This is a genomic window from Pseudomonas fluorescens, assembly GCF_003732425.1.
GTDB lineage: Bacteria > Pseudomonadota > Gammaproteobacteria > Pseudomonadales > Pseudomonadaceae > Aquipseudomonas > Aquipseudomonas fluorescens_BE.
Window position 1 is genome coordinate 1,158,935 of sequence record NZ_MOBX01000013.1, and the last position, 13,336, is coordinate 1,172,270.

The 13,336-nt window shown below is 61.2% G+C and carries 11 protein-coding genes; 6 read left to right on the top strand and 5 right to left on the bottom strand.

Annotated features, from left to right (window positions below; genetic code table 11):
* Positions 1–13: 13 nt before the first annotated feature.
* Positions 14–535: a Csu type fimbrial protein gene (locus tag BK670_RS15740; RefSeq protein ID WP_123450888.1), complete on the bottom strand. Its 522-nt coding sequence runs from the start codon at positions 533–535 to the stop codon at positions 14–16.
* Positions 536–822: 287 nt separating this feature from the next.
* Here BK670_RS15740 and zapE point away from each other — a divergent pair, with 287 nt between their 5' ends.
* Positions 823–1,953, top strand: a complete 1,131-nt coding sequence (gene zapE / locus BK670_RS15745; protein ID WP_123450890.1) for a cell division protein ZapE — start codon at positions 823–825, stop codon at positions 1,951–1,953.
* Positions 1,954–2,167: 214 nt separating this feature from the next.
* Complete coding sequence (locus tag BK670_RS15750) at positions 2,168–3,481, top strand: leucine-rich repeat-containing protein kinase family protein (RefSeq protein ID WP_123450892.1); 1,314 nt, start codon at positions 2,168–2,170, stop codon at positions 3,479–3,481.
* A gap of 126 nt (positions 3,482–3,607) precedes the next feature.
* Here the strand turns inward: BK670_RS15750 and BK670_RS15760 are convergent, their stop codons facing one another.
* Positions 3,608–4,312, bottom strand: a complete 705-nt coding sequence (locus BK670_RS15760; RefSeq protein WP_123450896.1) for a YebC/PmpR family DNA-binding transcriptional regulator — start codon at positions 4,310–4,312, stop codon at positions 3,608–3,610.
* Positions 4,313–4,533: 221 nt separating this feature from the next.
* Here BK670_RS15760 and BK670_RS15765 point away from each other — a divergent pair, with 221 nt between their 5' ends.
* Positions 4,534–6,174 (top strand): type VI secretion system Vgr family protein, encoded by a 1,641-nt coding sequence (locus BK670_RS15765; protein ID WP_123450898.1) that lies wholly within the window; start codon positions 4,534–4,536, stop codon positions 6,172–6,174.
* 51 nt (positions 6,175–6,225) lie between these two features.
* On the opposite strand, the gene BK670_RS15770 is transcribed toward BK670_RS15765, so the two are convergent.
* Both BK670_RS15770 and BK670_RS15775 read right to left on the bottom strand, forming a co-directional pair.
* Positions 6,226–7,617 (bottom strand): FAD-dependent oxidoreductase, encoded by a 1,392-nt coding sequence (locus tag BK670_RS15770; RefSeq protein ID WP_123450900.1) that lies wholly within the window; start codon positions 7,615–7,617, stop codon positions 6,226–6,228.
* 71 nt (positions 7,618–7,688) lie between these two features.
* Positions 7,689–9,014: an MFS transporter gene (locus BK670_RS15775; RefSeq protein ID WP_123450903.1), complete on the bottom strand. Its 1,326-nt coding sequence runs from the start codon at positions 9,012–9,014 to the stop codon at positions 7,689–7,691.
* A gap of 281 nt (positions 9,015–9,295) precedes the next feature.
* Between BK670_RS15775 and BK670_RS15780 the strand changes: the two genes are divergently transcribed.
* The gene (locus tag BK670_RS15780) at positions 9,296–10,168 is read left to right on the top strand and encodes a LysR family transcriptional regulator (protein ID WP_123450905.1); all 873 of its coding nucleotides are present in this window, start codon (positions 9,296–9,298) and stop codon (positions 10,166–10,168) included.
* Between the two features lie 96 nt (positions 10,169–10,264).
* Here the strand turns inward: BK670_RS15780 and BK670_RS15785 are convergent, their stop codons facing one another.
* A complete protein-coding gene (locus BK670_RS15785) occupies positions 10,265–11,125 on the bottom strand; it encodes a LysR substrate-binding domain-containing protein (protein WP_123450907.1) in 861 nt (286 codons plus the stop codon).
* Between the two features lie 112 nt (positions 11,126–11,237).
* Between BK670_RS15785 and BK670_RS15790 the strand changes: the two genes are divergently transcribed.
* Both BK670_RS15790 and phnX read left to right on the top strand, forming a co-directional pair.
* Complete coding sequence (locus BK670_RS15790; RefSeq protein ID WP_123450908.1) at positions 11,238–12,347, top strand: 2-aminoethylphosphonate--pyruvate transaminase; 1,110 nt, start codon at positions 11,238–11,240, stop codon at positions 12,345–12,347.
* 146 nt (positions 12,348–12,493) lie between these two features.
* Entirely contained in the window at positions 12,494–13,321 is an 828-nt protein-coding gene (phnX, locus tag BK670_RS15795) for a phosphonoacetaldehyde hydrolase (RefSeq protein ID WP_123450911.1), read from the top strand.
* Positions 13,322–13,336: the final 15 nt, after the last annotated feature.

The window sequence follows — 13,336 nt, forward strand, 5'->3', positions numbered from 1 at the left end:
CTTGAAACCGCGATCACCAGGTGACCGTCACCTTGACCAGATCCGAATAACGGCTGACGCGTGGCACCTCAGCCAAACGTTCGATCCGCGCATACAGCGGCAGATCCACCGTGCCACTGTCCGGCACCCGCCCGCTGACCGGCACATCCACCACCAGCGGGACCCGGCGCGCCGCGTCCTGATACAAGCGGTACGGAATCGGTTTGCTGCCGGCCGAACCGGCCATGTAGCGGACTTCACCGACACCCCCATGCAAGCCGCCATCGACGCGCATCTGGTACGGCGTGTCGGGGTTACACTCGAGCCGTGGCAGGCGCTGATTGGTCAACGCGGCTGCCAACGGCCCGGCCGGGTCATCGAGGCGTGCGGTGCTGCCGAAGTCGAGCACACCCAGTTGCTCGATGCCGGCGTCACGTTGCTGGCCGATCAACTGGCAGCCACGCTGCACATCGACGCGCACTTCAACCTGAAGATCCGCCGCGTAGACGGGCACAACCAATACACCCAGCAGCCCGATGACCCCATGTACATTCACTGCGCCGTTCCTTGTCAGTGATCGCTTGCGACGTCGTTTCTGTGATTGAGGTTAGCAACGGTCGACGATTCCGCCAGTCGATTGGATCCATGGATCGGCCGGGATATGTTTCGAAAGATTGGCACCAGGTCGGGCCGTGTCGCTGAAAATAGCTATACGCGCCGCACAAATTTGTTCAATAACCGCCCACTGTCGATGCGTCGCGGTGGCTGGTCAATCCAGCATCTGGTTACACTACAGCGCCGCGCTCCCGGGAGCCGGTTTTGACGAACACGGAGACGCCGACAGTGCCTGCCCACCCGCCGAAACGATCGCGACTGATCCAGCGCTGGCCGGCGTTGCGCCGCTGGTTCGGCAAGGGCTTGCCGGCCAGCGCCGGGCATGACGCCAGTGCGCAGTCGATCCGCGATTACTTCCGGCTCAAGGCCAGCGGCCAGGGTTACACCCTCAGCCACAGCCAGCAGCGCGTCATCGAGTGCATGGCGCAGCAGGTCAGTCTGCTGTTTGGCGCAAGCAACCGAACCGCGCCGAGCCTCTATCTGTTCGGCGCCGTCGGGCGCGGCAAGAGCTGGCTGCTCGACGGCTTCTTTCAGGGCCTGCCGATCACCCAGAAACGGCGTCTGCATTTCCATCAGTTCTTCGCGCAATTACATCAGGGCATGTTCAGCCATCGCCAGCAGGACGATGCCCTCGAAGTGACCCTCGACGAACTGCTGCAGGATTGTCGGGTGCTGTGTTTCGACGAGTTTCATGTGCACGACATCGGCGATGCCATGCTCATTTCCCGGCTGTTCAAGGCGCTGTTCAAACGGCGGATTCTGCTGCTGGTGACCTCCAACTATGCGCCGGAAGGTTTGCTGCCCAATCCGCTTTATCACGCCCGCTTCAAACCGGTGATCGAACTGATCAATACACACATGCAGGTGATGGAAGTCGGCGGCCCGCACGATTACCGCAGCCAGACGCGCCCCGCTGCGCACCAGATATTCAGTCAAGGGCATTACGTGTGGCCGGCCACGCCAGCCCAACGCGCCGCGCTGGATCTACCGCCTGCTGAAGCACCGGCCGTTGCGCTAACGGTCGGTACCCGGCAGTTTCAGGCGCGGTTGTGTGAAGAGCGGCGTGTCGGTTTTACCTTCAACGATCTATGCGAACAGCCGACGGCGGTCATGGACTACCTGGAACTGTGTCGCCGTTTCGACCGCTGGATCATTGATGATCTGCCAGAACTGGAGAAGTGCTCGATCGCCGCACAACAGCGCTTCATCAATCTGATCGACGTGCTGTACGACCAGGACAAGCACCTGATGCTGCTCGGTCGGCTGCCTTTGTGCGCGAGCCTGGATGGCCAGGCCAGTGACCTGGCGCGCACACGCAGTCGGTTGGGGCAGTTGCAGCAGGTACACAACGACGACTGACCACACAGCTTCTGTGGGAGCGAGCTGCTCGCGAAGGCGGGGTGTCAGTTAATACACAAGCGACCGACATTCCGCTTTCGCGAGCAGGCTCGCTCCCACAAAAGGCATCTGAAGTTTCGCCACCTATCCAATTTCAAATCAGGGTATTGCCGTTATCATGTCGCCCATTCCCAGCGCCCCAGCGTCGCTCCACTGATCAATAGCGAACACCCACATGCACACCCTTGCTCAATTGCGCGCCGGCGAGTTGTCGGGCATTACGCGGCTGGATCTGTCCTGCGGCCTGACCGAGTTCCCGGCCGAGATTTTCGACCTGGCCGACACCCTGGAAATCCTCAACCTCAGCGGCAACGCCCTGAGCAGCCTGCCGGATGACTTGCACCGTCTGACGCGCCTGCGCGTGCTGTTCTGCTCCGACAACCCGTTCACCGAACTGCCGGCCTGTCTCGGCCAATGCACTGCGCTGACGATGATCGGTTTCAGGGCCAATCGCATCGTCAACGTCCCTGCTGCTGCCCTGCCGCCAAAGCTGCGCTGGCTGATCCTGACCGACAACTGCCTCGAAAGCCTGCCGAGCGAACTCGGTGAGCGCCCTGCCCTGCAGAAACTCATGCTGTCGGGCAACCGCCTGCAAGCGCTGCCAGCCTCGCTGAGCAACTGCCATCGTTTGGAGCTGTTGCGCATCTCCGCCAACCGCCTGACCGAGCTGCCACAGTGGCTGCTCGCGCTGCCGAGCCTGACCTGGCTGGCCTATGCCGGCAATCCGCTGGAAACCGAAGCGGACGCTGCCGCGCTGGAGGCGACACCGCAAATCGCCTGGTCAGCGCTGCGTCTGGAACAACGCTTGGGCGAAGGCGCCTCGGGGGTGATTTCCCGGGCGAGCTGGCAACGCGAAGATGGCGCCGTGACGCCGGTCGCGGTGAAATTGTACAAAGGTGCAATGACCAGCGACGGCTCGCCGCTGCACGAGATGAATGCCTGTATTACCGCAGGCTTTCACCCCAATCTGATCCGTGTCGAGGGCCTCATCAGTGGCCATCCACAGGGCCAGCAGGGATTGGTGATGCAGTTGATCGATCCGTCTTTCCGCAACCTCGCCGACCTGCCAAGCCTGGCGTCCTGTTCGCGGGATGTGTATGCCGATGATTGCCGGTTCACTGCCGAGGTTGCGCTGAACATTGCCAAAGGCATCGCTTCGGCAGCCGAACACCTGCATCGGCAAGGCATCACCCATGGCGATCTATACGGGCACAACATTCTGTTTAACGAGCACGGCGATTGCCTGCTCGGGGATTTTGGCGGGGCGTCGTTCCACGCCGTCGCCGACACTGCGGAAACACGCGCGTTGCAACGCATCGAAGTGCGTGCGTTCGGGATTTTGCTGGGGGAATTGCTGGCGCGCATCGACTCGGGATTGAGTGATGAACGGCGTGCGGTGCTGGAGGAACTGGAGCGGCGTTGCTGTCAGCCTGAAGTGCTGGCGCGGCCGGGATTCGCTGAAGTGATAGAACAACTGCACAATCAGTGACCGAGACGAACACTGTGGCAAGGGAGCTTGCTCCCGCTGGATGGCGCAGCCGTCCCGAAAAAGCGACGACTGCTGCGCAGCCAAACGGGAGCAAGCTCCCTCGCCACAGTTCAATACAGCAGTCGATCAGCCTGCCAGACCGACAAACATATCCTGCACGTCATCATGGTTGTCGAGGCCTTCGAGGAATGCTTCAACCTCAGCCATCTGCTCGTCGCTCAAACCGCTGACCGGGTTCTTCGGCTGGTAGCCGAGCTTGGCCGACAGCACAGTGAAACCTTGCTCTGGCAGTGCTTTCTGCACCGAATCCAGGTCGGTTGGATCGGTCAGGAACAGCGTCGCACCGTCCTCACCCGCTTCGAAATCCTGCGCACCGGCTTCGATCGCGGCCATTTCCGGATCGGCGTCCGGGGTGTCCGGCGAGGCTTCGATCATGCCGACGTGGTTGAAGTCCCAGGCCACGGAGCCGGAAGCCCCCAGTTGGCCCTTACGGAACGCCACGCGGATTTCGGCGACGGTGCGGTTGATGTTGTCGGTCACGCATTCAACGATCAGCGGCACCTGGTGCGGGGCGAACCCTTCGTAGGTCACGCGATGGTATTGCACGGTCTCACCCAGCAGACCGGCGCCTTTCTTGATTGCGCGATCCAGGGTTTCTTTTGGCATCGAGGCTTTCTTGGCCTGTTCGACCACCAGACGCAGGTGTGCGTTGGTGGCGGTATCGGCACCGTTGCGGGCAGCGATGGTGATTTCCTTCACCAGTTTGCCGAAGATCTTGCCCTTGGCGTTGGCTGCCGCTTCTTTGTGTTTAACCTTCCACTGTGCGCCCATTACTTACTCTCTTGATCTGTGGCGCCGAGACATCTATTGGCCGACGCGTGGCGCCAAGTTTATACGGCCTAAAGTCGGCAATCGACCAAAAAAACACAATGCAGAATCGACATCTTCACCAGAGCTTGTAGGGGGATTCTGAAAACCGCCTTTGACATGACCATTCAGCGCTGTGGTTTCGTACCCTCTCAGGCCCGTATTGCCTGACAGAGCCTGTTCGAATGCTCAATGACAAGGAAAGTCCTTTTACCCTGACCCTGACCGACAGCGGTCTGTGCCTGCCGGTGGTGCGTTTTCAAGGCGAGGAAGCGCTCAACCAGCCCTACCGGTTCGACGTCGAGATCATCGGTCTGGCCCCCGCCATGGCGCCGGGGACACTGTTGCAGCAACCGGCATTCTTGCGTCTGGACGACCATCACGGGATTCACGGGATCATCCACAGTGCCAGCTGCGAACATCGCGGTGCGCATCGCATTGGCTATCGCCTGATGATAGTGCCGTCGCTGCTACGGTTGGCACAGCCGAACAAACTTCAAGGCGAGGAAGCGCTCAACCAGCCCTACCGGTTCGACGTCGAGATCATCGGTCTGGCCCCCGCCATGGCGCCGGGGACACTGTTGCAGCAACCGGCATTCTTGCGTCTGGACGACCATCACGGGATTCACGGGATCATCCACAGTGCCAGCTGCGAACATCGCGGTGCGCATCGCATTGGCTATCGCCTGATGATAGTGCCGTCGCTGCTACGGTTGGCACAGCCGAACAAACGTCGGGTGTTCGTGCAACAGGACGTGCCGCAGATTCTCCAGCAATTGCTCGCGGGAAATGCTCTGCCCGCCGAGGGCTACCGGATTGAAATGACCGTGGGTTGCTATCCGGTGCGGCCGTTTTGCATCCAGTTCGAGGAAAGCGATCTGGCACTGCTGCACAGGCTCTGCGAGGAAGAAGGTATCCACTATCACTTCGAACACCGCACGGACGGTCACGTCGTAGTGTTCGCCGATGACAGCCTGAGCTTGCCGCAAGCACCGGCCCTGGTGCCGTTCATGAATGATGAGCAAGCGCGCTCACCCTGTGTCAGTGCGCTATTCCAGCATCACCACGCCGCCCCCCTCCCGACACTGCCCGTCGTCCGTAATCGGGGCCAACAGACAATCGGCGAGGACGCCGCCAATCAGACCCGCTCAATGGCCCAACCGCCGATGCTTTCTCTGGAACAACGCCACAGCGAGCAGCGCAGTCGGCGGCACCTGGAGCGACAACGCGGTCATCTTCGCTCGGTCAATGGCCGCAGCGACTGTATCGGGTTGTTCAGCGGACATTTGCTGCAAGTCAGCGAACATCCGATCAACAGCTTCAACGAACAATGGCGGATCACTGCGATTAGCCATCAGGGCCAGCACCCCTCGATTCTTGACCTGAAACCGACTGTGCACCGCTATCACAACGATTTTACTGCCCAACCCTGGTCGACAGACTTTCGCCCGCCGCTTAAACAACAGCGCCCGAGCATCGCCGGTTATCACTTGGCAAATGTACTTGGCGTCTCAGGGCAACCGCCAAAACTCGACGACCAAGGCCGCGTCGCCGTCAGGCTGTGGCCGTCGGATCCAGCGACTGATGGCAATGCCGATGCCGATGCGATCTGGCTGCCGATCGCATTGACCAGCGCCAACGGGCGAATCGTCTCAGATGAGTTACCCGGCGTTGGCAGTGAAGTGTGGGTAAGCTTTCTCGACAGCGATCCGGACCGGCCGATACTGTGTCTGGGCAAGTCACCCAATCCAGCGCCAAGCGAACCACCGCACGCACGCGACAGCAGCTTGTTACTCGACTGGTTGCTTAACAGCGACGTCCGCTGATGCAACCTGTAGGCGCTGCCGCAGGCTGCGCCTGTCTCAGCGAGCAGTGCTTCAACCTTTGTCAGCCTTGCCCGCCGCCGCAGCGAATTTCGCCAGGCGCACGTCCAGATGTCGGGGTCGTCGCCCGTGATCTTCGGCGCGTTCCTTGCGGCGAATGGCGTTGCGCACCATCAACGAACCGAGATAGCGGATCGGCTCCGGCGGGAAATAACCCAACGGCCCGTTGACCAGCGGCGAGCGCGTCCACGGGTTGTCCAGGCCTTGCACCAGCGACGCAAGAATCTGCCCGCCCATATGGCACGGGCCGACGCCGCTGCCGGAATAGCCGAAACCGTAAAACACATTGCCGGCGCTGCTCATTTGGCCGAAGAACGGCAAACCGGTGACCGAGCGATCCGACGGACCGTTCCAGGTGGCATCGACTTTGACATCGGCAAAGGCCGGGAAGAAGTCCGCGAGGCTGTTTTTCAGCAGACCGGCATAAGGCGACGGCTGATCGAATACCGGCAGCATCCGTCCGCCAAAGGCGAAGGTGTTGCCACCCTTGCCGAGCATGATCCGGCCGTCCGGGGTGTTGTGGTAGTAGTGCACGAAAATCCGCGAATCGAGCACGGTGACGCCACTGGTCAGGCCGATCTCCTGCAACAGATCCGGGCGCGGTTCGGTGATCAGCATGTCGCTGGAAACAATCGCCACGCTGCGTTCGAACTGTGGAAAGGCACGCGCCATCCACGCATTCATCGCCAGCACCACGCGATCGGCGACGATGCTGCCATTCGTTGTTTGCAGGCGTGCCGGACGCCCTTCTTCCAGCCCGGTCATCGCCGTGTTTTCGTGAATCTTCACGCCCAATTGCAATGCCACCCGACGCAAGCCACGCACCAGTTTGCCTGGCTGCACACTCGCCGCCGCCGGCGAGAACCAGCCCTCCAGATGCTTGCTCGAACCGGCCATGCGTTGCACATCGGCCAGCGGACGCTGGGTGAACGAGTTGATGCCGTTGCGCTCCAGTGCGGCGATCACCGCATCGGTCGAGCCGACCTGCGCGCGGTTGGTCGCGGTGTACAGCGTGCCGTCGAGACGGTAATCGGCATCGACGCCGTACTGCTCACAGAACTCGCCGATCGCGTGGATGCTGCGCTCCGATTCCTTGACCAGGCGCACCGCTTCCTCGACGCCAAACAGGCGCTCAAGGGTGAAATATTTCGCCGACCACGACAGCGCACAACCGCCATTGCGGCCACTGGCGCCGGCACCGCAGATGTCCGCTTCGATCAGCAATACATCGAGCTCGGGGTTCTGTTGCTTGAGCATGATCGCCGTCCACAACCCGGTATAGCCGCCGCCGACGATGCACACATCGGCGCGGACTTCGCCCTGCAACGGTGGGCAGCTTTGCGAAGTGTCGGCCTGCAGGGCCTGCTCCAGCCAAAACGGTCTCATGGGGTTTCTCCAGTCAGTGGGCCACGACACAGCCTGCCGCGAGCGCCGCAGCAGGCCGCGAGGCAAGGGTTTCAGGAACGCAGGGGTTTGATCGTCAGCGGGCAATTGGGGATCGCGGCGCGCGGCTCCATCACGCCGACCGGACGGCTGTTCCAGTGCGGAATCAGCACCAGCGCCGAGAACAGCGCACAACCGGCGAAGACGATGAACACCGTCACCGAGTCGAAGTAACCCGGCAGCAAACCGCCGAGCACCGCGCCGACCGAGCCGCAGCCGTTGACGAAACCGGCCGCCGTGGCGCCGGCCTTGGCTTTGCCGAAGTCGATCGCGGCGGCACCGCTGATCATTGAATCCGGGCCGTACAGGGTCAGGCCCATGACAAACAACAATGCGACCACCAGCAACACACTGCCGCTCTGCAGCGCGGCCATGAACAGCGCCAGCGTCACGGTCAGCGCCAGCAGGCTCAACACGCAGGCCGGCATCCGCCGGGCACCGAAGAGTTTGTCCGAGGCCAGCCCGATCAGGATCGGCCCGAGCAACCCGGCCAGTTCGAACGAAGTGGGAATGATCGCCGCGCCGACTTTGCCGACACTGGGCATCTGTTCAAAGACAATCACCGGGCCCCACAACAGAATCGCGTAACGCGCCGGTTTCAACATGAAATACGCCAGGCCCAGCACCAGCACCGTGCGGTTACGCAGGATTTCCTTCAACGGCTCCCAGACACTGAGCTTGCTGTTGGCTTCGGTTTCTTCCGCTGTCAGTTCAGGCTCCGGCTCGACCGCCGGCAAGCCGACGTCTTCCGGTTTGTTGCGCTGGAAGATAAAGAACAACACCGCCACCACGGCGACCACCACCGCACTTGAAATGAACGCTGCGTGCCAGGTGCCCATCAAGGTGTACGCCCACCAGCCGGCAAATGGCGACGCCACCAGACCACCAAACGCGTAGCAGGAACTCCATAACCCGAGCACTCGCCCGCGTTGTTGGGAGGGAAAAAAACTGCCGAGGTTTTTGCACAATCCCGACCATCCGGTGGACTGCGCCAACCCCTGAATCAACATACAAGTGGCGAAGATCGGCAGCGTCGCGTAACTGCCCATCACCAGCGCTGCGGCGGCGGAAATCAGCAAACCGCCGAGCACCACGACCCTTGGGCCAAAGCGGTCGGCGAGCATGCCCCAGGTGAACTGGCCGAGTGCATAAGCCGCCAGATAGATCGCATCGAGGTTGGCCATGGCCATCTTGTCGAGCATGAAGCTGGGGTCTTCGGCGATGCCCAGTTTGGCCACCGAAAACGCTTTACGGGTGAAGTAGAAAGCGGCGTACGCAAGCCAGGTAATCGCGAAAATCTGCACGCGCCAACGCGCAATGGTGCCGATGTGCTTGTTCATGGTGGTTCTGACCTCAGGGTGTGAGTGTGCCGGCAGAATCGTTAAGAAAAACGCCTGTGTTTTTATTGTTGAGCACTGCGATATCACCCCGTCCCTGGGGCGATATCGGTCAGATGAGTCCTGTTGTTGCACGCACAGGCTCATGGCCACCGTGCGGCCCGAGCGGGCAGTCAGCGATGGCGTGAGCCGATCAAAGCAATTACTGTTTAATAAATAAAATCGATTTATCGTATTTCACACATAAGCTCAGCTTGTTACTGACCTAACGATCAGGTGACTTCATGTCGGTGTCCCACGCCCAACTCAAAGCCTTCCACGCCGTGGCCGTGCATGGAAGCTTCACCAAAGCCGCCGAGCGCCTTTTTCTCACGCAACCGGCGATATCCGACCAAGTGCGCAAACTCGAAGAGCGTTTCGGCGTTTTGCTGTTTCACCGCAATAAACGTTCCGTGCGCCTGACCGACCTTGGCGAACGCTTGCTGGCGATCACGCAACGGCTGTTTGTGATCGAAGCCGAAGCGCAGGAATTGCTGCAGGAGTCCCAGGCCCTGCAGACCGGCAGCCTGATCCTGGCGGTGGATGCGCCGGTGCACGTGCTGCCGCAGATCGCACGGTTCTGCGAGCGCTATCCGGGGATCAGCGTGAAGATCGAGACCGGCAACACCGATGAATCACTGTTTCGCCTGTTCAACTATCAAGCCGATCTCGCGTTGCTCGGGCGTGATGTCAGCGATGAGCGCTTGCTGTGTGTGCCGCTGCGCAATGATCCAATGGTGGCGTTCGTGTCGCGCAATCATCCGTGGGCCGAGCGTGAATCGATCTGCCTGGCCGACCTGGATGACACGCCATTGGTGTTGCGTGAGCACGGTTCGGTAACGCGGCAGACGCTGGAAGAGGAAATGGCCCGCGCGGGGTTTCGCATTCGCCCGGCGATTCAGGTTGAGGGGCGAGAGGCGGCGCGTGAGGCCGTGGTGGTCGGGATTGGCGTTGGCGTGGTGTCGGCGGCGGAGTTTGGTGCGGACTCGCGGGTATTTGCGTTGCCGATTGTCGATTGCACCCGACGGCTGACGGAGACGCTGGTGTGTTTGCGTGAGCAGAGCAATCGACGGGTGGTGGCGACCTTCCTCGACATGGTTCGCGAGAGTCTTGTGTGAACAGTTCTGGCCCCTTCGCGAGCAGGCTCGCTCCCACAGTTGAAATGCATTCCATTGTGGGAGCGAGCCTGCTCGCGAAGGACGCACCACGGTGTATCAGCCTGGCGCCAGACCAAAGAACGCCTGAATCAGGCGCAACTCCCGCCGCCGCTCCATGCAACCGATCATGTGCCGGTTCACCAGCCCTTCGCCAGCAATCGGAATCGCCACCACGCGCGGGTCATGGCTGACCTCAACCGATGACACCACGCCAACGCCCAACTCGGCCGCCACCGCTTCGGTCACCGCCTCACGGCTGTCCAGTTCCAGCAACACGCGCGGATGGATCGAGGCCCGCGCACAGGCCTCATCAAACGTACGCCGGGTGATCGAACTCGGTTCACGCAGCACCATGATCACCTGATCCAGCTCTTTGAGTTTTACCTCCCCGGCGCGCATCGCCCACGGGTGCCCTGCCGGCACCAACGCGCAAATCCGCGACTCGCTCAGTGCTTGCAGATGCAGGCCTTTGCGCGGTTCGACTTCGGTCAACACCGCGACATCCGCGTGTTCCGACAACAACGCCGCCAGAGTTTCCTGGGCATTGCCCAAACGCAGATTCACCGTGATCCCCGGATACCGCGCGCGCAGGCTCGCCAACATAGGCATGACCATGTGCGGCCCGTCCGCCGCCACCTCCAACCTGCCGGTCAGCAATTGCCGATTGGCCTCGAGCATCGTCTGCGCCTCTTCCGCCAGACCAAACATCGCTCGGGTAATCGCCGCGAGTTTGGTGCCCTCTTCGGTCAGTTCCACCCGTCGCGCGGTGCGCCGCAACAGAGTGATCTGGTAGTGCTCCTCCAGCGCCTTGATGTGCCCGGTGACCGCCGGCTGACTGATAAACAAACGCGCGGCGGCGCGGGTGAAGCTGCCTTCGCGGGCCACGGCGTCGAAGGCACGGAGCTGGAACAGGTTCATGAATAACTCTCGCTGATGGCTGGCATAACAACAAACAATTTGATTGATGCAACGGCGAATTGCAACGTATGCCCCGTAGCTTCATCCCACAGCGCTATCCGAGGACACACGAATGAGTATCGCCGAACCCATCCTGCTCACTCCCGGCCCGTTGACCACTTCGGCCCGCACCCGCCAGGCGATGATGGTCGACTGGGGGTCATGGGATGACCGCTTCAACCAACTGACCGCCAGCCTGTGCGAACAACTGCTGGCGATCCTCAACGGCGCCGCCAGCCACCACTGTGTGCCATTGCAAGGCAGCGGCACGTTCGCTGTCGAAGCGGCCATCGGTACACTGGTGCCGCGTGACGGCAAGATTCTTGTGCTGATCAATGGCGCCTATGGCAAACGACTGGCGAAGATCTGCGAAGTGCTCGGGCGTTCGTTCAGCACCTTCGAAACCGCCGAAGATGAACCGACCACCGCTGCCGACGTTGACCGCCTGCTGCGCGCCGACAGCGCCATTACCCACGTCGCGCTGATCCACTGCGAAACCAGCACCGGCATTCTCAATCCGCTGCCGGAGATCGCCGAGGTCGTCCAGCACCACGGCAAACGCCTGATCATCGACGCCATGAGTTCCTTCGGCGCACTGCCGGTGGACGCGCAGAAAGTGCCGTTCGACGCGCTGATCGCCGCCTCCGGCAAATGTCTGGAAGGCGTACCGGGGATGGGTTTCGTCTTCGCTCGCAAAGAGTCACTGGCCGCTGCCGCCGGTAATTCGCATTCGCTGGCGATGGACCTCTATGACCAGCACACCTACATGAAGAAAACCGGGCAATGGCGCTTCACTCCGCCGACCCACGTGGTCGCGGCGCTGCACGAAGCGTTGCTGCAATACAACGAAGAAGGTGGCCTGCCTGCACGCCATGCGCGCTATGCCGCCAACTGCCAGGCGCTGATGGACGAGATGGGCAAACTCGGTTTGCGCAGCTTCCTGCCGGCGGCGATTCAGGCGCCGATCATTGCTACGTTCCATGCACCGAACGATCCGCGTTATCAGTTCAAGGATTTCTACGAACGTGTGAAGGCCAAGGGTTACATCCTCTATCCGGGCAAATTGACTCAGGTCGAGACCTTCCGTGTCGGCTGCATCGGCCACGTCAGCCCGGACGACATGCGCCAGGCCGTCGCGGCGGTCGGCGAAGTGCTGCGCGAAATGGAAGTGCTAGAAATCTAAGCCACATCCTAAATCCCCTGTGGGAGCGAGCCTGCTCGCGAAAGCGGTCGCACATTCAACATAGATCTCGACTGATCCGACGCCTTCGCGAGCAGGCTCGCTCCCACATTTTTGAATTGCATTGCCATTACAGGAATTTGATTGCCATGAACTATGTAAACCCAAACAAACTGCAAGCCGCGATCCTCGACTGGGCCGGCACCGTGGTCGATTTCGGCTCGTTCGCGCCGACGCAGATCTTCGTCGAAGCCTTCGCCGAGTTCGACGTGCAGGTCTCCATCGAAGAGGCCCGTGGCCCGATGGGCATGGGCAAGTGGGACCACATCCGCACCCTCTGCGATCAGCCGCAAGTGGCCGAGCGTTATCGCAAGGCATTCGGCCGCACGCCGACCGACGACGACGTCACCGCGATCTACAACCGTTTCATGCCGCTACAGATCGAGAAAATCGCCGAGCACTCGGCGCTGATTCCCGGCGCCCTGGAAACCATCGCCAGTCTGCGTCAGCAAGGCATCAAGATCGGTTCCTGCTCTGGCTACCCGAAGCAAGTGATGGACAAGGTTGTCGAACTCGCCGCCACTAACGGCTACGTCGCTGACCACGTGGTTGCCACCGACGAAGTGCCAAATGGCCGTCCGTGGCCGGCCCAGGCTTTGGCCAACGTGATCGCGCTGGGCATCGACGATGTCGCAGCGTGCGTGAAGATCGATGACACCGTGCCGGGCATTCTCGAAGGCCGCCGCGCCGGGATGTGGACCGTGGCGCTGATCTGCTCGGGCAACGCGCTGGGTCTGGATTACGCCGGTTTCCGCGCGTTGGGCAGCGATGAACTGGCCAGCGAACGCAAACGCATTCACGCGCTGTTCGAAGGCTCGCGCCCGCACTACATGATCGACACCATCACCGATCTGCCGGAAGTCATCGCCGACATCAACAAGCGCCTGGCCAACGGTGAGATGCCGCAAAACGCTTGAGGCTGAAAATGAAAA

What these genes read in the sequence shown, in the direction of transcription:
- BK670_RS15750 (WP_123450892.1), top strand. Translation starts at nt 2,168, where the DNA reads ATGCACACCCTTGCTCAATTGCGCGCCGGCGAGTTGTCGGGCATTACG.
- BK670_RS15760 (WP_123450896.1), bottom strand. Translation starts at nt 4,312, where the DNA reads ATGGGCGCACAGTGGAAGGTTAAACACAAAGAAGCGGCAGCCAACGCC.
- BK670_RS15765 (WP_123450898.1), top strand. Translation starts at nt 4,534, where the DNA reads ATGCTCAATGACAAGGAAAGTCCTTTTACCCTGACCCTGACCGACAGC.
- BK670_RS15770 (WP_123450900.1), bottom strand. Translation starts at nt 7,617, where the DNA reads ATGAGACCGTTTTGGCTGGAGCAGGCCCTGCAGGCCGACACTTCGCAA.
- BK670_RS15775 (WP_123450903.1), bottom strand. Translation starts at nt 9,014, where the DNA reads ATGAACAAGCACATCGGCACCATTGCGCGTTGGCGCGTGCAGATTTTC.
- BK670_RS15780 (WP_123450905.1), top strand. Translation starts at nt 9,296, where the DNA reads ATGTCGGTGTCCCACGCCCAACTCAAAGCCTTCCACGCCGTGGCCGTG.
- BK670_RS15785 (WP_123450907.1), bottom strand. Translation starts at nt 11,125, where the DNA reads ATGAACCTGTTCCAGCTCCGTGCCTTCGACGCCGTGGCCCGCGAAGGC.
- BK670_RS15790 (WP_123450908.1), top strand. Translation starts at nt 11,238, where the DNA reads ATGAGTATCGCCGAACCCATCCTGCTCACTCCCGGCCCGTTGACCACT.
- phnX (WP_123450911.1), top strand. Translation starts at nt 12,494, where the DNA reads ATGAACTATGTAAACCCAAACAAACTGCAAGCCGCGATCCTCGACTGG.